Origin of the sequence: Streptomyces sp. BBFR51 (genome assembly GCF_044591655.1) — a bacterium.
GTDB lineage: Bacteria > Actinomycetota > Actinomycetes > Streptomycetales > Streptomycetaceae > Streptomyces.
The window spans coordinates 929,718-952,025 of the sequence record NZ_CP172448.1 but is presented as its reverse complement, the minus strand read 5'-3'; the positions used below and the strand labels follow the sequence as shown (position 1 = coordinate 952,025).

Here is a 22,308-nt window from a genome sequence, read left to right as displayed (position 1 = left end):
GGTCAGCGGCCCCGCAGTGCGTCGAGTGCCTGCAGCGCCACGTGGACTTCGGTGCGCTCCTCGCCGGACTCGAGGTCGCGGCCCAGCAACCGCTCGATGGTGCGCAGCCGTTGGTAGAGGGTCTCCCGGGACAGACCGGCCGAGCGGGCGGCGACGGTCTTGTTGCCTGCGGCGTCCAGGTAGCCGCGCAGGGACGCCACGAGGTCGGTGCCGTGCCGGGCGTCGTGGTCGAGGAGCGGGCCCAACTGGCGTTCCGTGTAGTCCTGGACGCGGAGGTCGTCGCGGAGCGCGAACAGCAGGCCGCGCAGGCCGATGTCCGACCGTTCGTGGAAGGAGCGGTCGGCCGGGAGGGGTCGCCCCGGTTCGGTGGCCTCGGCCACGCGGGCCGCCTCGCGGAACGAGCGCGCCACGTCGGCGAGGCCGGCCGCCGGGGAGCCGACGCACACGGTCGCGCCCGGGGCCGCGTCCAGCGCGCTGCGGCTCACCCGCTCGACCGCCTCGCGCCAGGGCCGGGACGGGGGCAGTGCCAGCAGCACGCCGAGGCGGGTGGGGGAGAGGAGCCCGACGAGCGCCATGGCGCCCGTGGTGCCCAGCTCCTCGGAGAGGCGGATCTCGGCCGCCCCGGCGTCCTCCTGCGACGGGACGTCCGCCAGTACGGCGACGAAGCGGACGTGCTCCGCCGGCAGCCCCAGGGCCGCGACGCGGGCGCCCGCGTCCGCGGGGGAGCGGTGGCGCTGCCCGACCAGGTCGCGCAGGACGTTGCGGTGGGCGGTGCGCTCCCAGGGTGTGGGGTGGGTGAGGCGAGCGATGGTGAGGGCCATCGCCGTCCTCTCCAACACGGTGACGTCCTCGGGCCCGAAGCCCCAGGGAGCCGCCGGACCAGTCGTGCCCGGAGCGCCCGGAGGGCTCGGAACGCCGGGCGGGACGGGGGCGTCAGGCGTGCCGGGCAGGTCGGAAGGGCCCGCTGTGCCGTGCGGGTCGTGCGGGCCTGGCGGGCGGGTCGAGCCGGTTGTGTCGGCTGGGACGGGGCTGCCGGGGGTGCTGCCGGGTGTGCCGGACACGCCGGACGTGCCGGGCGTGGCGGGCGTGCCGGTCTGGCTGGGCGTGCCGGTCTGGCTGGACGTGCTGGTCTGGTTGGGCGCGTCGGACGTGCCGGATGTGATGGGCGTGCTGGACGTGGCGGATGTGCCGGGCTGGTTGGGTGTGCTGGGCGTGTCGGTCTGGGCGGGCGTGCTGGACGTGCCGGATGTGCTGGAGGTGCCGGTCCGGCTGGGCGGGCTGGGCGGCGCCAACACGCCGGGCGGCTTCGACGTGCCGAACACGCCGGACGTGCCAGGTGTGCCGGACGTGCCAGGTGTGCCGGTCTGGCCGGGCGGGCCGGTCTGGCTGGGCTGGCCGGTCTGGGCCGGCGTGCTGGACGTGCCGGGCTGGTGGGACGTGCCGGACGTGCCGCACACGCCGGGTGTGTCGGGCGTGCCCGGCGGCCCGGGCGTGCCCGGTGAGCCCGGCGTGTCAGGTGCGCGGGGTGGGCCCGGGAGCATGACCACTCGGCCCCAGCTCTCGCCCTGGTACTCCACCGGGGTCACGAGCCAGCCCTCGGGGCCCGCGACATCCGTGCGGTCGGTGGCGGGGGTGGTTCGTGAGCGTCGTTCCCAGTCGGTGAGCGCGGTCTGCGCCGTCGTGCCGGAGGGCTCGCAGACCAGGGCGTGGTGGACCAGGTTCTCCAGCACGACCGTGCGTCCGCTCATCTCCGCCGCGGCACGCAGCACGTCCTCGGGACCCGCTCCGCGCAGCGTGAGGGCGGTGAACGCCTCGTGGACGCGCTGGGTCCTGCGCATCGCGTCCGCCTGGCTGCCGAGGATCAGCGTGTGGACGACCTGGGTGACCTCCAGGAAGTTGACGTCCTTGGCGAGCGTGACGAGGGGCAGCCCGCGCGCCCGGCAGGCCTGGACGAGGGCGTCGGGCGGCCGGTGGTAGCGGCGTACCAGCTCGATGACAAGGGCCGCGGCACCGACGGCGGCGAGTTCGTCGACGTAGCGGCGCACCCCGGCCGGGTCCTCGGGCAGGGGCATGCCCGTGGTGAGGACGAGTTCGCCGCCCTTGAGGAAGGAGGCGGGGTCCGTCAGTTCGGTGATGTGGACCCAGCGGACCGGACGGTCGACCTGGTCCGCGCCGGTGACCACCCGCGGATCACCCGCCGCCAGAACGGGCAGCCCCAGCACGTCGGCCACGGTGGGCGAGCGGCCCGCCGGGCCCGGCTGCCGGTTCTCGGTCACGGTGCCTCCCTGCGCGCCCTGGTCACTCTGACAAGCCGCGTTGACCTGTGCAAGAGCGCTCGGAGGGCGGCAGGGGCGCGAACGGGTGGCGCGAGCGGAGCCGAACGGCTGACACATCGTCCGGATACCGCGCCCCGGCCGGACAGATCACGCGTTGCCCGGCCCGCCGCGGCGGGAAGGCTCGGGGCACCACAGGAGCCCAACGAGACCGACACGACCGACACGACCGACACGACCGACGAGCAGGCCGGGAGACGAGCATGACCGCACTGTCGCCGCACCTTCGCCAGGCCACCCCCGTGGTGGCGGTCCGGGGCGAGGGCGTCCACCTCCACGGCGAGGACGGCCGCCGCTATCTGGACTTCACCGCCGGCATCGGCGTCACCAGCACCGGGCACTGCCACCCCCGTGTCGTGGCCGCCGCCCAGGAGCAGGTGGGCACGCTGATCCACGGCCAGTACACGACCGTCATGCACGAGCCGCTGCGGCGCCTCGTCGACCGGCTCGGCGAGGTGCTGCCGGCCGGTCTGGACAGCCTGTTCTTCACCAACTCCGGCAGCGAGGCGGTCGAGGCGGCGCTGCGACTGGCCCGCCAGGCCACCGGGCGCCCCAACGTCCTGGTCTGCCACGGCGGCTTCCACGGCAGGACCGTCGCCGCCGCCTCCATGACCACCTCCGGCACCCGCTTCCGCTCCGGCTTCTCGCCGCTGATGAGCGGCGTGGTCGTCACGCCGTTCCCGACGGCCTTCCGCTACGGCTGGGACGAGGAGACCGCCACCCGCTTCGCCCTGAGGGAACTCGACTACACCCTCCAGACGATCTCCTCGCCCGCCGACACCGCCGCCGTCGTCGTCGAGCCCGTGCTCGGCGAAGGCGGGTACGTCCCCGCGAACCGCGCCTTCATGGAGGGCCTGCGGGAGCGCGCGGACCGGCACGGCTTCCTGCTGATCCTGGACGAGGTGCAGACCGGCGTGGGCCGCACCGGCCGGTTCTGGGGCCATGACCACTTCGGCGTCGCACCCGACATCCTCGTCACCGCCAAGGGCCTGGCCAGCGGCTTCCCGCTGTCGGGCATCGCGGCCCCCGAGGAGCTGATGCGCAAGGCCTGGGCCGGCTCGCAGGGCGGTACGTACGGCGCCAACGCGGTCGCGTGCGCGGCGGCCTGCGCCACGCTCGACGTCGTACGCGACGAGAAGCTCGTCGAGAACGCGGAGGCGATGGGCGCCCGGCTGCGCCACGGCCTTGAGGCGGTGGCGGCCCGGAACCCGGCCATCGGCGACGTACGCGGCATGGGGCTGATGCTGGCGAGCGAGTTCGTCACCGAGGACGGCGAGCCGGACCCCGACACCGCCGCCCGGGTCCAGCGGGCCGCCGTGGACGAGGGCCTGCTGCTCCTGCTCTGCGGGGCCTGGAACCAGGTGGTCCGGATGATCCCGGCACTGGTCGTCGACGAGACGGCCGTCGACGAAGGACTCCGGGCGTGGGCCGCCGCCGTCGAGGCCGGTACCGGCACGCGGGGAGGTAAGTCATGACCGACACACCCACGCAGTTGTTCATCGGCGGCACCTGGACGGACGCCGCGGACGGCGCCGTCATGCCCGTGGACGACCCGGCGACCGGCGAGATCCTCCGCCACGTCGCCGACGCGGGTCTCAAGGACGCCCGGCTCGCCGAGGAGGCGGCCGTGCAGGCGCGGGAGGAGTGGGCCCGCACGGCCCCCAGGGCCCGCAGCGAGATCCTGCGCCGCGCGTACGAGATCATCCTCGACCGCGCCGACGGACTCGCCCGTCTGATGACGTCCGAGATGGGCAAGCCGCTGGCCGAGGCCCGGGGCGAGGTCGCGTACGCCGCCGAGTTCTTCCGCTGGTTCTCCGAGGAGGCCGTCCGTATCGACGGAGGCCATGGCATCCTCCCCGACGGACGCAACCGGATGCTGCTCTCCCGGCGCCCGGTCGGCCCCTGCCTGCTGATCACCCCGTGGAACTTCCCGCTCGCCATGGGCACCCGCAAGATCGGCCCCGCCATCGCGGCCGGCTGCACGATGGTGCTCAAGCCGGCCCCGCAGACCCCGCTCTCCAGCCTGGCACTCGCCGCGATCCTCGAGGAGGCGGGACTGCCCGACGGCGTGCTGAACGTCGTCACCACCTCCAGGGCGGGTCAGGTGTGCGAACCGCTCCTGCGCGGCGGGCACATCCGCAAGCTGTCCTTCACCGGTTCGACGGCCGTCGGTCGGCTGCTCCTCGCCCAGTGCGCGGACACCGTCGTGCGGACCTCGATGGAGCTGGGCGGCAACGCGCCGTTCGTCGTCTTCGACGACGCCGACCTGGGCGCGGCCGTGGACGGCGCGATGGTCGCCAAGATGCGCAACATGGGCGAGGCGTGCACCGCCGCCAACCGCTTCTTCGTGCACCGCTCGGTGGCGGAGGAGTTCGCGGACCGGCTCGCGCGGCGGATGGGGGCGCTCGTGGTGGGCCCCGGCACCGGTGAGGGCGTCGACGTCGGCCCGCTCATCGACGCCGCCGGACGCGCCAAGGTCGAGGACCTGGTCGCCGACGCGGTGCGGCGCGGCGCCCGGGTGCTGGTCGGCGGCCGCACGCCCGAGGGCCCCGGCTGCTTCTACCCGCCCACGGTGCTCACCGACGTGTCCCCGGACAGCGCGCTCATGGGCACGGAGATCTTCGGCCCCGTCGCGGCGATCCTCACCTTCGACGACGAGGACGAGGTCGTACGCCGGGCCAACGACACCCCCTGGGGACTCGTCGGCTACGTCTTCACCGAGGGCCTGGACCGGGCCCTGCGGGTCAGTGAACGCCTCGAGGTCGGCATGGTCGGCCTCAACACGGGTCTGGTCTCCAACCCCGCCGCGCCCTTCGGCGGCGTCAAGCAGTCGGGCCTCGGCCGGGAGGGCGGAAGGGTGGGGATCGAGGAGTTCCTGGAGTACCAGTACGTGGCGCTGCCGGCCCGGTGACCACCCAGGCTTTGCATGGCCATGCGTTGTCATGCATACTCTTCCTATGTCCAAGGTCCTCACCTCCCTCCCCACCGGCGAGCGCGTCGGTATCGCCTTCTCGGGCGGCCTCGACACCTCGGTCGCGGTCGCGTGGATGCGTGACAAGGGCGCCGTCCCGTGCACGTACACCGCCGACATCGGCCAGTACGACGAGCCCGACATCGCCTCGGTGCCCGACCGCGCGAAGACGTACGGCGCCGAGATCGCGCGCCTGGTCGACTGCCGCGAGGCGCTGGTCGAGGAGGGGCTGGCCGCGCTCACCTGCGGGGCGTTCCACATCCGCTCGGGCGGGCGGGCCTACTTCAACACGACGCCGCTCGGCCGCGCCGTCACGGGCACGCTGCTGGTCCGGGCGATGCTCGAGGACAACGTCCAGATCTGGGGCGACGGCTCCACGTTCAAGGGCAACGACATCGAGCGGTTCTACCGGTACGGCCTGCTGGCCAACCCGCAGCTGCGGATCTACAAGCCGTGGCTGGACGCCGACTTCGTGACCGAGCTGGGCGGCCGCAAGGAGATGTCGGAGTGGCTGGTCGCCCACGACCTGCCCTACCGGGACTCCACCGAGAAGGCGTACTCCACCGACGCCAACATCTGGGGCGCCACCCACGAGGCGAAGACGCTGGAGCACCTCGACACCGGTGTGGAGACCGTCGAGCCCATCATGGGCGTGCGGTTCTGGGACCCGTCGGTCGAGATCGCCACCGAGGACGTGACGATCGGCTTCGACCAGGGCCGCCCGGTCACGGTCAACGGCAAGGAGTTCGCCTCCGCGGTCGACCTGGTCATGGAGGCCAACGCCATCGGCGGCCGGCACGGCATGGGCATGTCCGACCAGATCGAGAACCGGATCATCGAGGCCAAGAGCCGCGGCATCTACGAGGCGCCCGGCATGGCCCTGCTGCACGCGGCCTACGAGCGTCTCGTCAACGCGATCCACAACGAGGACACCCTCGCCCAGTACCACACCGAGGGGCGGCGCCTGGGCCGGCTGATGTACGAGGGCCGCTGGCTCGACCCGCAGGCGCTGATGATCCGCGAGTCGCTGCAGCGCTGGGTCGGCTCGGCGGTCACCGGTGAGGTCACCCTGCGGCTGCGGCGCGGTGAGGACTACTCGATCCTCGACACCACCGGACCCGCGTTCAGCTACCACCCGGACAAGCTGTCCATGGAGCGCACCGAGGACTCCGCCTTCGGCCCGGTGGACCGGATCGGCCAGCTCACCATGCGCAACCTCGACATCGCCGACTCGCGCGCCAAGCTGGAGCAGTACGCCGGGCTCGGTCTGATCGGCACCGCCGACACCTCCATCGGTGCCGCCCAGGCCGCCGCGACCGGCCTGATCGGCGCCATGCCCGAGGGCGGCGCGCAGGCCATCGCCTCCCGCGGCGAGGTCTCCGCCGACGACGAGCTGCTGGACCGCGCCGCGATGGAGTCCGGCACGGACTGACCGGTCCCGCGGGGGACCCCGCGACCGGCGAGGGCCGGCTCGACGCCTACGGGCGTCGGGCCGGCCCTTCTGTTTCTTCAGGTCGTGCATGCCTTGCGTGCCTTGCGAGCTTCGAAGAGCCAGCTCGCTTCCGTGCGGCGAATGGTTGCCAGTTCAAGGGCTACGCAAGCGCGTTGCAATCAACGCAAGTCGTTTACGTGTCAACTCCAGCCTCTACCGCGACCGTTGACAAACTGGTGACGCGCTAGAAACCTGATGACGCACTTTCCGCAAAGAATCGACTGTCCTGCTCAATTGGCGCGCAGAGTCGGTGCTTCTCCCTTACTCGCCGGTCCGTCGCGCCCGCTCCCCGACTCCCCACGGAACAGAGGACCCCATGAGACGGAGATCTCTCGGCCGACGGACGCTCACGGGCGCCGCCGTCGCCGGGCTGATGACGGTCGGGCTGCTGCCACTGCCCTTCGCCGCGACCGCGCAGGCCGCGACCGCGCCGGTGGAGGCCGCCGCCGACGTCAACCTGGCCCTCGGCCGCCCGGCCAGGGCGGGCGGCTCGCACGGTGCGTACCCGGCGGGCAACGCCACCGACGGACAGCAGGCCACCTACTGGGAGGGACCGGCCGGCTCCTTCCCGCAGTGGCTCCAGGTCGACCTCGGCACCGCCCGCGACGTCGACCGGGTGGTGCTCAAGCTGCCCGCCGGCTGGGAGAGCCGCAGCCAGACGCTCTCCCTGCGGGGCAGCACCGACGGCTCCACCTTCCGCACCCTCGACGCCTCCGGCGCACGGGCGTTCGGCCCGGCGCAGGCCGGCACCGTCGCCGTCGACCTCGCCTCCCCCTCCGAGGCCCGCTACGTCCGCGTCGACATCACCGGCAACACCGGCTGGAACGCCGCGCAACTGGCCGAACTGGAGGTGTACGGCGACGAGGTCGACACCGGACCGCCGCCCACCGGCACCAACCTTGCCCGCAACAAGCCGGTCGAGGCCACCTCCACGACGCAGAACTACGTCGCGGCCAACGCCACCGACGACTCCACCTCCACGTACTGGGAGGCCGCCGGCCAACCGGCCGACCTCACCGTCGATCTCGGCGCCGACGCGGACGTCAGCGGCGTGGTGGTCAAGCTCAACCCGGACCCGGTGTGGTCCGCCCGCACCCAGAGCATCCAGGTCTTCGGCCGCGCACAGGGCGAGGACGACTTCACCTCCCTGCGCGACCGCGCCGACTACGCCTTCAGCCCCGGCCAGGACAACGCGGTGACCATCCCGGTCAGCGGCCGGATCGCCGACGTACGGCTCCGGTTCTTCTCCAACACCGGCGCGTCCGGCGGCCAGGTCGCGGAGTTCCAGGTCCTGGGCACCGCCGCGCCGGCGCCCGACCTGACGGTCACGGGTCTCGACTGGTCGCCCGCCGCGCCCTCCGAGCGCGACGAGGTCACCGTCAACGCCACGGTCCGCAACGCGGGCACCGCGCCCTCGGCCGCGACGACCACCGAGGTCACCGTGGAGGGCACGGCCGCCGGCAGCGCCCCGGTCCCCGCGCTCGACCCCGGTGAGTCCGCCGAGGTCGCGGTCTCCACCGGCACCCACGCGGCCGGCAGCTACGCCGTCGCCGCGGTGGCCGACCCGCGTGACACCGTCGCCGAACTCGACGACACCAACAACAGCCGCGCCGCCACCGACCGGCTGGTCGTCGGCCAGGCCCCCGGGCCCGACCTGGAGGTGCGCTCCATCACCACCAACCCGGCCAACCCGGCCGTGGGCGCCGACGTCTCCTTCACCGTCGCCGTGCACAACCGCGGCACGAGCGCCGTCGAGGCGGGTTCGGTGACCCGGATCCAGGCCGGCTCCACCACCCTGAACGGGACGACCGGGCAGGTCGCGGCCGGTGCCACGGTGAACGTGCCGATCAGCGGCACCTGGACGGCGGCCGGCGGCGGGGTCACGCTCACCGCCACCGCCGACGCCACCGGCCGGGTCGAGGAGACCAACGAGAACAACAACGTGCTCGCCAAGTCCCTCGTCGTCGGACGCGGTGCCGCCGTGCCGTACACCGAGTACGAGGCGGAGGACGGCCGTTACGACGGCACGCTGGTCACCACCGACGCCAAGCGGACCTTCGGGCACACCAACTTCGGCACCGAGTCCTCCGGCCGCAAGTCCGTCCGGCTCGACTCCACCGGCGAGTACGTCGAGTTCACCTCCACCACACCCACCAACTCCGTCGTGGTGCGCAACTCCATCCCCGACGCCCCCGGCGGCGGCGGAGCCGAGGCCACCCTCAGCCTGTACGCCGACGGCGAGTTCGTGCAGAAGCTGAACCTGTCCTCCAAGCACAGCTGGCTGTACGGCAGCACCGACGACCCCGAGGGGCTCACCAACCGGCCCGGCGGCGACGCCCGGCGGCTGTTCGACGAGTCCCACGCGCTGCTGGACAGGACCTTCCCGCAGGGCACCGAGTTCCGCCTCCAGCGCGACGCGGGCGACACGGCGGCCTTCTACGTCGTCGACCTGATCGACCTCGAGCAGGTCGCGCCCCCGGCCGCCAAGCCGGCGAACTGCACCTCCATCACCGAGTACGGGGCCGTCCCCGGCGACGGACTCGACGACACCGACGCCATCCAGCGCGCCGTCACCGACGACCAGAACGGCCGGATCGACTGCGTGTGGATCCCCGCCGGACAGTGGCGTCAGGAGCAGAAGATCCTCACCGACGACCCGCAGGACCGCGGCCAGTACAACCAGGTCGGCATCCGCGACGTCACCATCCGCGGCGCCGGAATGTGGCACTCCCAGCTCTACACCCTGACCCCGCCGCACGAGGCCGGCGGCATCAACCACCCGCACGAGGGCAACTTCGGCTTCGACATCGACGACAACACCCAGATCTCCGACATCGCCATCTTCGGCTCGGGCACCATCCGCGGCGGCGACGGCAACCAGGAGGGCGGCGTCGGCCTCAACGGCCGCTTCGGCGAGGACACCAAGATCACCAACGTGTGGATCGAGCACGCCAACGTCGGCGTCTGGGCCGGCCGCGACTACTCGAACATCCCCGAGCTGTGGGGCCCCGGCGACGGCCTGGAGTTCACCGGGGTGCGCATCCGCAACACCTACGCGGACGGCATCAACTTCGCCAACGGCACCCGCAACTCCACCGTCTACAACTCCTCCTTCCGCAACACCGGCGACGACTCGCTCGCGGTGTGGTCCAGCAAGTACGTCAAGGACACCTCCGTGGACGTCGGTCACGACAACCACTTCCGGAACAACACGATCCAGCTGCCCTGGCGGGCCAACGGCATCGCGGTGTACGGCGGTTACGGCAACACCATCGAGAACAACGTCATCTCCGACACCATGAACTACCCCGGCATCATGCTCGCCACCGACCACGACCCGCTGCCCTTCTCCGGGCAGACCCTCATCGCCGGCAACGCCCTGCACCGGACGGGCGGCGCGTTCTGGAACGAGGACCAGGAGTTCGGCGCCATCACCCTCTTCGCACAGGGCCAGGACATCCCCGGGGTGACCATCCGGGACACCGAGATCCTCGACTCGACCTACGACGGCATCCAGTTCAAGACGGGAGGCGGTGCGATGCCGGACGTGAAGATCGACAACGTCCGCATCGACAAGTCGAACAACGGCTCCGGCATCCTCGCGATGGGCGGCGCCCGCGGCAGCGCCACCCTGACCGACGTCACCATCACCAACTCGGCCGAGGAGGACGTGCAGATCGAACCCGGCTCCCAGTTCAAGATCAACCAGTAGGAGCCGGCCAGTAGGAGCCGGCCAGTAGGGACCAATCAGCAGGAGACCGCCCGGCGGCGCGGAGCACCACCGCGTCGCCGGGCTTCCGCCGCGCCCGTGAGCCGGCCCGGTGACCGTTCGACCGGAACCCGGGTGTCGTCCTCCAGGCGTTCGGCGTTCAGCTCGTTCACCGCGCCGAGCGCGTCGCCGATCGTCGCGTAGTCCACCGCGATGAAGTTGACCGGTCTGCCGCGCTGCCGCTCACAGGTGTGCGCCCGCTCCAGCACCCGCTGCCGGGAGTTGACGACCCCGGCGTCCAGTCGCAGCCCGCCGCCCGCCGTGACGAAGTGGTTCAGCAGGAACAGCCGCTTGTCCGAGCCGCCCCGGTTGGGCAGACAGGACATCTCGTCCGGGCTGCGGAAGGCGAAGGGCGTCTCCATGCCGTACCGGTAGAGGTTCCGGTACCAGGGCGCCGGGCCGTCCGCCTTCTCCGCGAAGACCACCAGCCGCCGGCCGCTGTCGATCATGTCCTCGAGCTTCGGCCAGGGACGGTCCGGATCCGTGTTCGGCTCGTACAGCAGATCGGACAGTCCGGCCCGGACGAAGGCGTCCTGCGTCGTCACCGAGTCCACCCCGTCCTGAAGGATCAGCGTGACGACCTCCGTGGGGTTGTCGCGAAGCCACTCACCGATCTGCCGCAGGGTCGGCACCAGCTCGAGGGCCCCGGCGCCGCACACCGAGTGGCACAGCCACAGCCCCGGGTGGGGCGGGTTGACCCGCTCCAGGATTCCGGTCAGCCGACGGCGCTCGGCCGGGGAGAAGTCCGAGGTGCTCAGCCGCTCGGCGACCTCCTCGGGCCGCTCCCAGCGATGCGTGTCGAGGAGCAGCACACGCACCCCCGCGTTGAGCTGACCGACGACGTCCGGGTCCTGGAGGGGGCCGATGAACCGGTCCGCCGTCGTGGCCATCGCGTTGTGCGAGGCGAGCTGGGCGATCTCGTCGTATCGGGCGTCGCACAGCTCGGCGCTGCCCTGGCAGATGCGCGGGGAGGAACCGGTGATCGCCACCGGCGCCAGCATCGTCCCGACCAGCGCGCACGCCGTCACGGCGAAGGTCAGGGTCGGGCCGTGCCGGGGATCGGTGAGGACCGGCACTCCCGGCCTGGTCTGCCAGATCCAGCCCACGGTGATCAGCAGCGCCCCGGCGGCCAGCAGGATCACCGCGACGACGACCGCGGTGGTCAGGATCCGGTCGAGAGCCGTGGCCTGGATGTCGCCGAGGAGACCCGACGCCGCCGGGGGCCACGACGACGGGGTGCCGAACAGCGTGTCACCCAGCGTGAGACGCAGCAGGAGCACGGTGAGCGCCAGCAGCGAGGCGGCGGCGGCCGGCACCCAGCCGAGCGGCATCAGCCGCCGCTTGGCGGGCGAGGGCGTGGACAGCCACAGCAGGGTGAGCGCGGCGGCGCACAGCACGGCCGCCGCGGGTTCCACCACCTCCTGGAAGAGCCGGGTGACGGAACGGGCGCGGTCCAGCGGAGCCAGCGCCTGCGCCCCGGGATCGACGTCGACGGTCACGACCCACGTGCCCTGTCTCGCCTCCCGCAGCAGTTCCTCGGCGGTCTCGCGGACCTGGTCCGTCAGCGCGACCGGCGCGATCGCCGCGAGGGCCGCGGCCACGTCCCCCCGGTCCAGCGCCGTCTGCACGGTGGGTCCGAGGCCGGCGCGCGAGGCGTCCGGCACGAGTGTCATCAACGCGTCGGTGGCCGCGACCGCCTGGCTGTGGGAGAGCGGCAGCGTCGGCAGCTCCTCCAGCGGCGCCTCGCCGGCCACCACCCGCGCCACCAGTTCGGACAGGCGTTGCACGAACGCCTGGAAGTCGGGTTCGGACCGCTTCTGCAGCGCGGCGACCGCATCACCGAAGTACGCCTGGCTGAGCCGCTCGACGTTCGCGACGACGGGCTCCAGGTCGACCGTGATCCGCAACCGGTCGCGATCGCCCTCCAGGTAGTGGACCATCTCCGCGATCTGCCCGTCGCCCATGGTCCGCAGGGTCTCCGGCGGAATCACGACCTTGAGGTTCGAGGTGATGGTCGACTGCGGCACGGGCAGCCGCTCCAGCAGGTCGCTGGTGAACGGCGTACTGCCCGGGTCCACCAGCACCTCGTCGTAGAACCGCTGGTAGGCCCGCTCGTCCTCCAGCACCTGACCGTAGAACCCGGGATCGAGCACCGTGCTGCGTACGACGGCGGCCGCGGCCAGGACCGTCAGGCTCAGCACCGCCACGCACCAGATCAGCACCTCGACCCAGGGCGAGCGCCGAACCAGTGCGTCCATGGAACCATTCTCGTATCAGCCGGCCGTCGTGCCGCACGGCACCCGTGCCCGAGCGCCACCACACGCATGCCCCGGCCCGGGCCGGCCGATACCCGTCAGGCCGCGCCGACCACTCCGTCCGGGGCGGTGCCCTCCTGAGGATGGACGCAGTGCCACCGGTGCCCCTCGGGACCCTCCGCCGGCGCCGGGAAGGCGCCGGCGCAGGCGTCGTCCGCCTTCCAGCAGCGGGTACGGAACGGGCAGCCGGAGGGCGGGTTGGTGGCCGAGGGCACCGGACCGTGCAGGACGATCCGCTCGGGCCGCTCCAGCAGGCTCGGCGTCGCGGAGAGCAGCGCCCGCGTGTACGGGTGACGGGAGGCGGCGGCGACCTGAGCGGCCCCGCCCTCCTCGACCACGCGGCCCAGGTACAGCACGGCGATGCGGTCCGCCAGATAGCGCACCGTCTGCACGTCGTGCGAGATGAACACCATGCCGAGCCCGAGGCGGGCGCGCAGGTCCACCAGCAGGTTGAGGATCTGGGCCCGCACCGACACGTCCAGGGCGCTGGTGGGTTCGTCGGCGACGATCAGCTCCGGCTCCAGCGCCAGGGCACGGGCGATGGCCACCCGCTGGCGCTGACCGCCGGACAGCTGGCCGGGCAGCGCGTCCAGGGTGTGGCCGGGCAGCCCGACCAGGTCGAGCAGCTCCTCGACCCGGCCCTCGCGCTCGGCACGCGTACCGCGGTGGTGCACGTCCAGCGGGTCGCGCAGGATCCGGCGCACGGGCAGCCGCGGGTTCAGCGCGGTGGAGGCGTCCTGGAAGACCACGCCGACGGAGGCCCCGAACCCGCTGCGGCGCTCGGCGGCGCCCATCGTCCACAGGTCCCGCCCCCGGAAGTAGACCTGTCCCTCGGTGGGGCGCTGGAGTCCGGTGACCACGCGGGCCAGCGTGGACTTCCCGCAGCCCGACTCGCCGACCAGGCCGAGGATCTCGCCGCGCCGGACCTCGAGCGAGGCGTCGGTGAGCGCGTGCACCGCGTCCCGGCGCAGGATGCCGCCGCTGCGGGCCCTGTGCCGTACGTGGATGCGGTCGAGCCGGACGAGTGGGTCCATGGTGCTGTCCTCGGTGGCGGTCATCGGGCACTCTCCAGCGACTTCGCCGACCGGTTCGCCGCTGCCGGGTGGTGGCAGGCGAAGAGGTGGTCGAGGCCGGGGTCGCGGTCGGTGGCGGGCGGCGGTGTGGTGGCGCACAGGTCGGTGGCGGCGGCGCAGCGGGACGCGAACCGGCAGCCCGGGCCGAACGCCTTCGGGGCCGGCACGACACCGCGGACCTGGTGCAGCCGCCGGGACCCCGACTCCAGCGACACGACCGACCGGAGCAGTCCCCTGCTGTAGTGGTGCGCCGGATCGGTCAGCAGCGCGCGGGTGTCTCCGGCCTCGGCGACCTGACCGGCGTACATGACCGCCACCCGGTGGGCGAGGTCGCCGACCAGCGCCAGGTCGTGGGAGACGAGGACCATCGCGAAGCCCAGTTCGTCGCGCAGCTCGACCAGCAGCTCGACGACCTGTGCCTGCACGGTGACGTCGAGGGCGGTGGTCGGCTCGTCGGCGATGAGCAGCCGCGGACCGCGGGACAGGGCCATCGCGATGAGCACCCGCTGGCGCTGACCGCCGGACAGCTCGTGCGGATAGCTGCGCAGGGTGCGCTCGGGGGAGAGGCCCACCAGTTCGAGCAGTTCGGCGGGAGTGCGGGTGCCGCCGCGCGAGGTGAGCCACTTGAGCTGGGTGCCGATCAGCACGGACGGGTTCAGGGACGACATGGCGTCCTGGTAGACCATCGCGATCTCCGGGCCCATCAGCGCCCGGCGCTCCTTCGCCCCCAGCGTCAGCAGGTCGCGGCCCCGGTAGAGGATCTCGCCGCCGGCCTCGGCGTTGCGGGCCAGCAGCCCCATGATCGCGAGGCTGGTGATGGACTTGCCGCAGCCCGACTCGCCGACCAGACCGAGGGTCTCGCCCTCGCGCACGGTGAAGGAGATGCCGTCGACGACGCGGGTGTCGCCGTAGCGGTCGGGGAAGCGGATGGACAGGTCCCGTACGACGAGCAGTTCGGGCGCGTCCTCGGCGAGCGGCGGGACGGCGGGCTCCATGGCCTCGAGCCGGGTCGCCAGCTCGGCGAGCGCGGCGTCCACGTCGGTCTCCTCGGCCGTGGGCGCGAGCGCGGCGGCGTTGTCGTCGGAGTCGGTGCCGCCGGTGCGGGACCGGTCCGGGGAGGCGGCCGCGTCCGTCATGCCCTCGGAGAGCACGTTCAGCGCCAGCACCGTGACCAGCACGCACAGGCCGGGGAAGAGGGTCGCCCACCAGCCGCCCGACAACAGGATCTGCCGGCCGTAGGCCAGCACGCTGCCCCAGCTCGGGTCGGGGTCCTGCACACCGGCGCCGATGAAGGACAGGCTCGCCTCGAAGATGATGGAGTCGGCCACCATGACCGTCGCGAACACCAGGACCGGCGCCGCGCAGTTGACGGCGACGTGCCGGGCCACGATGTAGGCGCGGTGGGCGCCGATGACCCGTTCGGCGGCGACGTAGTCCTCGCCGTACTGCTCCAGCACGTTGGCGCGCACGACCCGGGCGAGCGAGGGCGAGTAGACGAACGCGATGGTGAAGATGATGACCGGGACGCTCGGTCCGAAGACGGCGACGAGCACGGCGGCCAGCGCGATCGGCGGGAAGGACATCACGACGTCCAGCGTGCGCATCACCGACTCGTCGGCGAGCTTGCGGGAGGTGGCCGCCAGGGAGCCCAGGGCCGAACCGACGACCAGGGCCAGCAGCGTCGCGCCGAGACCGATGACCAGGGAGTAGCGCGCACCGTGCACGACGCGTGCGAACACGTCGCGGCCGGCCCGGTCGGTGCCGAACCAGTGGTCGGCGCCCGGAGCCTGGGCGGGGATGCCGGTGGCGAGCGGGTCCTGGGTGAGCAACGGGGCGAACACGGCGCCCAGCACCACCACGAGGAGGATCCCGAGGGCGATCCGGGAGGACACGGGCAGCCGGCGCAGGCGGGTGCCGGGCCGGGCGAGGTGCCCGGCGAGGGAACGTGGAGCGAACATCACACCGTCCTGATGAGCGGGTTGACGAGCAGGTAGAGCAGGTCGACGACGACGTTGACCACCAGGAAGGCGATCGCGATGGTGAGCACGGTGCCCTGGACCAGCCCGACGTCCCCTCCGTTGACACCCTCGAGGATCAGCTTGCCCATGCCGGGCATGTCGAAGATCGCCTCGATGACGACGGCGCCGCTGAGCATGTAGCCGACCTTGACGCCCAGCACGGTCAGCGGGGTGACCAGGGCGTTGCGCAGCACCGACCGGATGATCAGGAACGGCGGCAGGCCGCTGCCCCGGGCGGTGCGCACGTAGTCGCGGTCGAGTTCGGTGACCATCGAGGTGCGGATCAGCCGGGCCAGCGACGAGGCGACCGGCAGCGCGAGGGACAGCGCGGGCAGCGCCATGCTCTCCAGCCAGCCGGAGAAGGAGTCGGCCGGATTGACGTAGCCGCCGGTCGGGAAGAGCGGCCAGTTCAGCGCGAACTGCTGGATGAGCAGGACGCCGATCCAGAACGAGGGCAGGGCGATGCCGGCCATCGACAGCACCCGGAACACCTGGTCCGGCCAGCGGTCCCGGTGGACGGCGCTGAGGACGCCGAAGAGCAGTGCCAGCACGACGGCCAGCGCGAGGCCCAGCAGGGTCAGTTGCAGCGTGAGCGGGAACGCGGTGGCGATCCGCTCGGTGACGGGCTGGCTGGGCGACATCGTGACGCCGAGGTCCCCCCGCAGCAGATCGCCCAGGAAGGCGAAGTAGCGCACGGGCAGGGGGTCGTCGAGTCCGTGCTCCTCGGCGAACGCCGCACGCGCCTCGGGGCTCGCCGAGTCGCCCAGCGCGTTGTACGCGGGGTCGGTCGGCGAGAACTGGAGGACCACGAAGACCAGCAGCGCGATGCCGAGGACCATCACCGGCATCATCGCGACGCGGCGCAGCGCGAGCCGGAGAAATGCAACCATCGTGAGGTTCCTAGGGATTGGGGCGGGGGCCGCCGCGGCCCGCGGTGGGGCGGCGGCGGCCCGACGGCCTGGGCGGGCCGGGTCAGGCCCGGCCGACGTCGATGAAGGACAGCCCGGTGGTGGGCAGCGGCTTGAAGTCCGTCAGCGTCCCCTCCCGCCAGGCGGTGGGCAGCTTGCGGTGCAGCAGCGGATACAGGGCGGCCTCGTCGGCGACCAGGTCGGTCACCCGGCCCCACAGCTCCTTGCGCCTGGTCTCGTCGGCCTCGGCCGCCGCCTTGTCGAGCAGCGACTTGGTCTGCTTGTAGGCGGCCGAGCCCGCCCAGCCGTACCGCTTCTCCGGCCAGAAGCCGTAGTAGAACCAGCGCAGCAGCAGGTCGGCGTCGTTGCCGAAGACGGACGGGTCGCCCGGCGCGGCCAGGGCGTCGAAGTCGCCCTTGTCGATCTTGGCGTACTGGGCGGCGGACTGCTGGATGTCGAGCTCGGCGTCGACACCGACCGCCGCCCAGCTCTCCTTGATCAGCGGCGCGATGTCCTTGACCCAGCCGTTGTCGGTGAGCATCAGCGTGAAGGAGAGCTTGCCGACACCCGCCTCGGCCAGCAGCTTCCTGGCCTTGTCCACGTCGTGCCCGTAGACGGTGGCGGCCTTGTGGTAGTCGGGATGCGTGGCCGGGACATACCCGGTGGCGGCCGCCGCGTTGCCCAGCAGCGCGGTGGAGATGATCTTCTCGGTGTCCAGCGCGTAGTGCAGCGCCTGGCGCACCCGCTTGTCCTTGAACCGCTCGTCGGCGCAGTTGAACATCAGGAAGAGCAGCCCGAAGGACTGGACGGACTCCACCTTGTCCTCGCCGGTGAAGCCCTTGACGTCGATGTAGGGCACGTCCTCGATGGCCTGCACCCGACCCGACTTGAGGGCGCTGACCCGGGCGGACGGGTCGGAGATCAGGCGCCAGACCATCTTCTTGGCCTTGGCGGGGTGCGGGCCGTTGTACTTGTCGTACGCCTCCATGACGATCTTGTCCTCGCGGACCGCCGACACGAAGCGGTACGGGCCCGAGCCGACCGGCTTGGAGTCGAAGGCCTTCGCGTCGGCGCCGGCGATCTTCTTCGGCACGATCCGGACCACGGATATGCGCGAGGGGAAGAGCGCGAAGGCGTACTTCAGCTTGAACTCGACCGTCGAGGCGTCGACCGCGCTGACGGCGTCGATGAAGGGGACGAACTGCGCCATCAGCGAGGCGTTCTTCTCGTCCAGGACGCGTTCGAAGCTGAACACCACGTCGTCCGCGGTGACCGCCGAGCCGTCGTGGAAGGTCGCGCCCTCGCGCAGGGTGGCCCGGTAGGTGGTCGCGTTGATCTTCTTGGGCATCCCGGTGGCCAGCGCCGGCCGCGCCACGAGCGTGACCGGGTCGAGGTCCACCAGGCCTTCGAAGATGTGCATGTTGGCGGCGTACGGGGTCGCGCCCGAGGTGATCATCGGGTCGAAGCCGGTGGACAGCGGGTAGGAGATGCCGGCCTCGATGGTGTCGCCGCCGCTGCCCGAACCGCCGGTACCGTCTCCGCTGGAGGCCGGGCCTCCGCAGGCCGTCAGGCCCGTGGTGATCGCGGTCGCCACACCGATGGCACTGGTGTATCTCATGAAGGTGCGGCGGTCGACGCCGGCTGCACTGCGCGCGGACAAGGAGTCCTCCAGGCGGGGGATGAGAGCTGTCGAGCGGGTGGAGGAGGCGAAGTGTGGTCGGCGCCTCACCGACGGTGCATCAGACGTCTGATGTCTGATGCTTGATAACGTGGGAACGTAGCCGGGCAAGTGAGAGGGGTCAAGAGGTGGCGGTGGGGCAAAGGGCGATTCGGCACACGGTGCCGGAGCCCAAGACGGCACGACAACCGTTGCGGCAGGAGGTCGTGGACGGCATCAAGGCCTACATCCTGCGCAACGAACTGCGTCCGGGAGATCCTCTGCCGACCGAGCCCGCCCTGTGCGAGGCGCTCGGCGCGAGCCGGTCCAGCGTGCGCGAGGCGATCAGGATCCTGACCGCGCTCGACATCGTCGAGGTACGGCACGGGCACGGCACCTACGTCGGGAGGCTCAGCCTGTCCGCCCTGGTGGAGAGCCTCACCTTCCGCGGCCTGCTCAGCCCCGACGACGACTTCCAGGTGATGAGCGACCTCATCGAGGTGCGCGAGCTGTTCGAACGGGGCATGGCCGAACGGCTCGTCTCCTCACTGGACGAGGAGCAGATCGACCGCCTCGCCGCCCACGTCGAGGAGATGCGCGGGGCCGGCGCGGGGGAGGGGCACGGGTTCGTCGAGGCGGACCGGGCGTTCCACACCCTGCTCCTCGCCCCGCTCGGCAACGACCTCATCGGCCAGCTGTCCACGGCGTTCTGGGACGTCTACGTGATCGTCGCGCCCCACCTCGACGTGTTCACGCGCGAGCACGAGGCGTCCACCATCACCAATCACCAGCGCATCGTGGACGCGGTGCGCGACCGTGATCCGGTCGAGTTCGCGGCGGCACTCGCCGAGCACTACGCGCCGGTCCGGCTGCGGATCGAGGAGGCGCGCGCCCGGCGCTGACCGGATCGCGCGGACGACGAGGGCGCCCCCGCCGGGGGCGCCTTTCTCGTACGCGACGCCGACCGGCCCGCCGTACGCCCGCCGCACGCCTTTCCCGGGGGAGCACTTGACGGTCGTCGTCCGGATCTCTAATGTCCTCGATCAGCAGACATCAGACGTCTGCTCTTAACTTCCGACGTCTGCTCTCGACGCCGGGTCCGGTCCGGCCGGACCCTCCCGTACCCCCGCGCTGCGCCGCGCGCACGCCTCACCCACCGGGGCCCCTTCATGCCACTGACGGACCTCACCCTCGCCCAGTGCCTGGCACTGCGGCCCGACCTCGACGAGCCCGCCGACCTCGACGCCTTCTGGGAACTGACCCTGCGCGAGGCCCGCGAGCACGGCGGCGCCCCCGGCTTCACACCCGTGGACACCGGCCTGACCGAGGTGGCGACGTACGACGTCACGGTGCCGGGCTTCGCCGGCGAGCCCGTGCGGGGCTGGCTGCACCTGCCCGCCCGGGCCGACGGCCCGCTCGGCTGCGTGGTGGAGTTCCTCGGCTACGGGCGCGGGCGCGGCCTGGCCCACGAGCAGGTGCTTTGGGCCAACGCCGGCTACGCGCACCTCATCATGGACACGCGCGGCCAGGGCTGGTCCACCGCCGGCGGCGACACCCCCGACACCGCCGCCCTGAACGGCACCGTCCCCGGCTTCCTGACCCGCGGCGTCGAAAGCCCCCACGACCACTACTACCGGCGGGTGTTCACCGACGCCGTGCGATTCGTGGAGGCCGCCCGCGCCCATCCGGCCGTCGACCCGGACCGGGTCGTCGTCACCGGCGTCAGCCAGGGCGGCGGCATCGCCCTCGCGGTGGCCGGCCTCGTGCCGGACCTGGCCGGAGTCATGCCCGACGTCCCCTTCCTCTGCGACATCCGGCGCGGCGCGACGATCGCGGCCCGGCCGCCCTACACCGAGATCGCCGAGTACCTGCGCCTGCACCGCGACCGCACCGAGACCGTCTTCGCCACGCTGTCCTATGTCGACGCTGCCCTGCTGGCCGCCCGGGCCACGGCCCCGTCGCTCTTCTCCATCGCGATGATGGACGAGATCTGCCCGCCCTCGACGGGCTTCGCGGCCTACCACCGCTACGGCGGCCCCAAGGACCTGCGCGTCTACGAGTTCAACGGCCACGAGGGCGGCGGCGGCCACCACCGGCGCGAACAACTCGCCTGGGTGCGGGAGCGGTTCTCCGCGGCCCGCCCCGAGGCCCCCACCGCTGTCTCCACCGCTGCCCCCACCGCTGTCTCCACCCTGCACGATCCCCAACTCGCCTGATCCCGCACCCGAGAAGAGGCCCGTTCATGCAGCGAAGAGTCACTCTGGCCGTCGGCGCCACCGCCCTGGTCGTCCTGGGCGCCACCGTCCCCGCCGCCCACGGAGCGGACTTGGCGCAGCGGGCCGCCGGCGCCCTCGCCTCGCAGGACCTGGCCACCGCGGGCACCGGCTCCCCCTACTACCGCATCCCCGCCCTGACCCGGACCACCAAGGGCACGCTGATCGCCGCCTACGACGCCCGCCCCACCCTCGGCGACCTGCCCGGCAACATCGGCGTCGTCCTCCGGCGCAGCACCGACGGCGGCGCCACCTGGCAGGCCCAGCAGGTCGTCCGCAAGGACGCCGCGCCCAAGGGCTACGGCGACCCCAGCCTCCTCGTCGACCGCGAGACGGGCCGCGTCTTCGTCTTCTACGCGGCCTCCGTGAACCAGGGCTTCCTCGGCTCGGCCACCGGCAACGACGAGAGCGACCCCGACGTTCTCCAGGCCGACTACAGCTACTCCGACGACGACGGCCTCACCTGGAAGCACGAGCGGATCACCGCCGACATCAAGAACCCCGCCTGGGCCGGCATGTTCGCCGCGTCCGGCGAGGGCATCCAGCTGCGCCACGGCGCCTACAAGGGCCGCTTGATCCAGCAGTACGCCATCCGCCACAACGGCGCCAACCACGCGGTCAGCGCCTACAGCGACGACCACGGCGCCACCTGGAGGACGGGCACCCCCGTCGGTCCCGGCGGCGACGAGAACAAGACCGTGGAGCTGTCCGACGGCCGCGTCATGCTCAACAACCGCTCCAAGCCGTACCGCACGGTGGCGTACTCCGCCGACGGCGGCGTCACCTACACCCCCTTTCAGCAGGACGCCGAGCTGCCCGACCCGGCCAACAACGGGTCCATAGCCCGCTTCGCGCCGGACGTGGCCGCTTCGCACCCGCGGGCCTCCTGGCTGCTGTTCAGCAACACGGCGACCACCAGCGGCCGCAGCAACCTCACCGTCCGCCTGTCCTGCGACAACGGGCGGAACTGGCCCGTCCGCAAGACCGTCGAGGCGGGCGCGGCCGCCTACTCGACGCTCACCCCGCTCGACGACGGCACCCTTCCCAACTCCCGGGTGGGCCTGCTGTGGGAGCGCGCCGAGTACCGGAACATCACCTACTCGTCCTTCGACCTCAACTGGCTCGGCGGCGTCTGCGCGCCCGTCACCGTCACCCCGCCCGCGTCCCTGCCGGCCGGGAAGACCACCGAGGTCACCGTGCGCGTCGTCAGCCAGAACGACGTGAGGCTCCCGGCGGGCACGGTCTCCCTGAAGCTGCCCCAGGGCTGGAGCGCCCCCACCGTCACCATGCCCGCGCTCGATCCCGGGCAGGGCGCCGACGTCAGGATCCCCGTCACCGTCCCCGCGAACGCCACCGCGGGCCCGGTGACCACCACCGCGACCTACCAGGTCCGCGGCACCCAGCACTCCTACGGCGACTCGACGCTCGGCGTCGGCACGCCGTAGTCCGGCCACGGTCCGCCCGCATGCCCGCCCCTGCGACGCGCGCGGCGGGCGGCC

General features: G+C 72.3%; 13 protein-coding genes. 7 read left to right on the top strand and 6 right to left on the bottom strand.

The genetic code is table 11. The features are described 5' to 3' along the window. Positions 1 to 2: 2 nt before the first annotated feature. The gene (locus ACGH7X_RS04385) at positions 3 to 2,276 is read right to left on the bottom strand and encodes a PucR family transcriptional regulator ligand-binding domain-containing protein (protein WP_399881808.1); all 2,274 of its coding nucleotides are present in this window, start codon (positions 2,274 to 2,276) and stop codon (positions 3 to 5) included. A gap of 260 nt (positions 2,277 to 2,536) precedes the next feature. Here ACGH7X_RS04385 and ACGH7X_RS04380 point away from each other — a divergent pair, with 260 nt between their 5' ends. The 4 genes from ACGH7X_RS04380 to ACGH7X_RS04365 all read left to right on the top strand — a co-directional run bounded on the left by ACGH7X_RS04380 (position 2,537) and on the right by ACGH7X_RS04365 (position 10,508). Further along, positions 2,537 to 3,808, top strand: a complete 1,272-nt coding sequence (locus ACGH7X_RS04380; protein WP_399881806.1) for an aspartate aminotransferase family protein — start codon at positions 2,537 to 2,539, stop codon at positions 3,806 to 3,808. After that, on the top strand, positions 3,805 to 5,244 hold the full coding sequence (locus ACGH7X_RS04375) for an NAD-dependent succinate-semialdehyde dehydrogenase (protein WP_399881804.1): 1,440 nt from the start codon (positions 3,805 to 3,807) through the stop codon (positions 5,242 to 5,244). Before ACGH7X_RS04380 ends, ACGH7X_RS04375 begins: the two co-directional genes overlap by 4 nt. 46 nt (positions 5,245 to 5,290) lie before the next feature. Continuing rightward, entirely contained in the window at positions 5,291 to 6,736 is a 1,446-nt protein-coding gene (gene argG, locus ACGH7X_RS04370) for an argininosuccinate synthase (RefSeq protein ID WP_399881802.1), read from the top strand. A 376-nt stretch (positions 6,737 to 7,112) separates the two neighbouring features. Continuing rightward, complete coding sequence (locus ACGH7X_RS04365) at positions 7,113 to 10,508, top strand: CARDB domain-containing protein (protein ID WP_399881800.1); 3,396 nt, start codon at positions 7,113 to 7,115, stop codon at positions 10,506 to 10,508. A gap of 35 nt (positions 10,509 to 10,543) precedes the next feature. Here ACGH7X_RS04365 and ACGH7X_RS04360 read toward each other — a convergent pair whose 3' ends face one another. From ACGH7X_RS04360 to ACGH7X_RS04340, 5 genes are all read right to left on the bottom strand, one after another. Continuing rightward, the gene (locus ACGH7X_RS04360) at positions 10,544 to 12,823 is read right to left on the bottom strand and encodes a PI-PLC domain-containing protein (protein WP_399881798.1); all 2,280 of its coding nucleotides are present in this window, start codon (positions 12,821 to 12,823) and stop codon (positions 10,544 to 10,546) included. A gap of 95 nt (positions 12,824 to 12,918) precedes the next feature. After that, positions 12,919 to 13,938 carry an oligopeptide/dipeptide ABC transporter ATP-binding protein gene (locus tag ACGH7X_RS04355; RefSeq protein ID WP_399881796.1) on the bottom strand — a complete coding sequence of 340 codons (1,020 nt, stop codon included), beginning with the start codon at positions 13,936 to 13,938 and terminating at the stop codon, positions 12,919 to 12,921. Next, positions 13,935 to 15,911: a dipeptide/oligopeptide/nickel ABC transporter permease/ATP-binding protein gene (locus tag ACGH7X_RS04350; RefSeq protein ID WP_399881794.1), complete on the bottom strand. Its 1,977-nt coding sequence runs from the start codon at positions 15,909 to 15,911 to the stop codon at positions 13,935 to 13,937. The genes ACGH7X_RS04355 and ACGH7X_RS04350 overlap by 4 nt, the downstream gene beginning before the upstream one ends. After that, positions 15,911 to 16,861: an ABC transporter permease gene (locus tag ACGH7X_RS04345; RefSeq protein ID WP_399881792.1), complete on the bottom strand. Its 951-nt coding sequence runs from the start codon at positions 16,859 to 16,861 to the stop codon at positions 15,911 to 15,913. The genes ACGH7X_RS04350 and ACGH7X_RS04345 overlap by 1 nt, the downstream gene beginning before the upstream one ends. A gap of 82 nt (positions 16,862 to 16,943) precedes the next feature. Further along, positions 16,944 to 18,497 carry an ABC transporter substrate-binding protein gene (locus ACGH7X_RS04340; RefSeq protein WP_399881790.1) on the bottom strand — a complete coding sequence of 518 codons (1,554 nt, stop codon included), beginning with the start codon at positions 18,495 to 18,497 and terminating at the stop codon, positions 16,944 to 16,946. Between the two features lie 188 nt (positions 18,498 to 18,685). On the opposite strand from ACGH7X_RS04340, the gene ACGH7X_RS04335 reads away from it, so the two are divergent. The 3 genes from ACGH7X_RS04335 (at position 18,686) to ACGH7X_RS04325 (ending at position 22,254) form a co-directional block, all read left to right on the top strand. Continuing rightward, on the top strand, positions 18,686 to 19,438 hold the full coding sequence (locus ACGH7X_RS04335; RefSeq protein WP_399881788.1) for a FadR/GntR family transcriptional regulator: 753 nt from the start codon (positions 18,686 to 18,688) through the stop codon (positions 19,436 to 19,438). A 267-nt stretch (positions 19,439 to 19,705) separates the two neighbouring features. Further along, positions 19,706 to 20,752, top strand: a complete 1,047-nt coding sequence (locus tag ACGH7X_RS04330) for an acetylxylan esterase (RefSeq protein ID WP_399881786.1) — start codon at positions 19,706 to 19,708, stop codon at positions 20,750 to 20,752. Between the two features lie 26 nt (positions 20,753 to 20,778). After that, positions 20,779 to 22,254 (top strand): exo-alpha-sialidase, encoded by a 1,476-nt coding sequence (locus ACGH7X_RS04325; protein WP_399881784.1) that lies wholly within the window; start codon positions 20,779 to 20,781, stop codon positions 22,252 to 22,254. Positions 22,255 to 22,308: the final 54 nt, after the last annotated feature.

Coding starts and splice junctions, on each gene's coding strand:
- ACGH7X_RS04380 (WP_399881806.1), top strand. CDS start 2,537: ATGACCGCACTGTCGCCGCACCTTCGCCAGGCCACCCCCGTGGTGGCG.
- ACGH7X_RS04375 (WP_399881804.1), top strand. CDS start 3,805: ATGACCGACACACCCACGCAGTTGTTCATCGGCGGCACCTGGACGGAC.
- argG (WP_399881802.1), top strand. CDS start 5,291: ATGTCCAAGGTCCTCACCTCCCTCCCCACCGGCGAGCGCGTCGGTATC.
- ACGH7X_RS04365 (WP_399881800.1), top strand. CDS start 7,113: ATGAGACGGAGATCTCTCGGCCGACGGACGCTCACGGGCGCCGCCGTC.
- ACGH7X_RS04360 (WP_399881798.1), bottom strand. CDS start 12,823: ATGGACGCACTGGTTCGGCGCTCGCCCTGGGTCGAGGTGCTGATCTGG.
- ACGH7X_RS04355 (WP_399881796.1), bottom strand. CDS start 13,938: ATGACCGCCACCGAGGACAGCACCATGGACCCACTCGTCCGGCTCGAC.
- ACGH7X_RS04350 (WP_399881794.1), bottom strand. CDS start 15,911: ATGTTCGCTCCACGTTCCCTCGCCGGGCACCTCGCCCGGCCCGGCACC.
- ACGH7X_RS04345 (WP_399881792.1), bottom strand. CDS start 16,861: ATGGTTGCATTTCTCCGGCTCGCGCTGCGCCGCGTCGCGATGATGCCG.
- ACGH7X_RS04340 (WP_399881790.1), bottom strand. CDS start 18,497: ATGAGATACACCAGTGCCATCGGTGTGGCGACCGCGATCACCACGGGC.
- ACGH7X_RS04330 (WP_399881786.1), top strand. CDS start 19,706: ATGCCACTGACGGACCTCACCCTCGCCCAGTGCCTGGCACTGCGGCCC.
- ACGH7X_RS04325 (WP_399881784.1), top strand. CDS start 20,779: ATGCAGCGAAGAGTCACTCTGGCCGTCGGCGCCACCGCCCTGGTCGTC.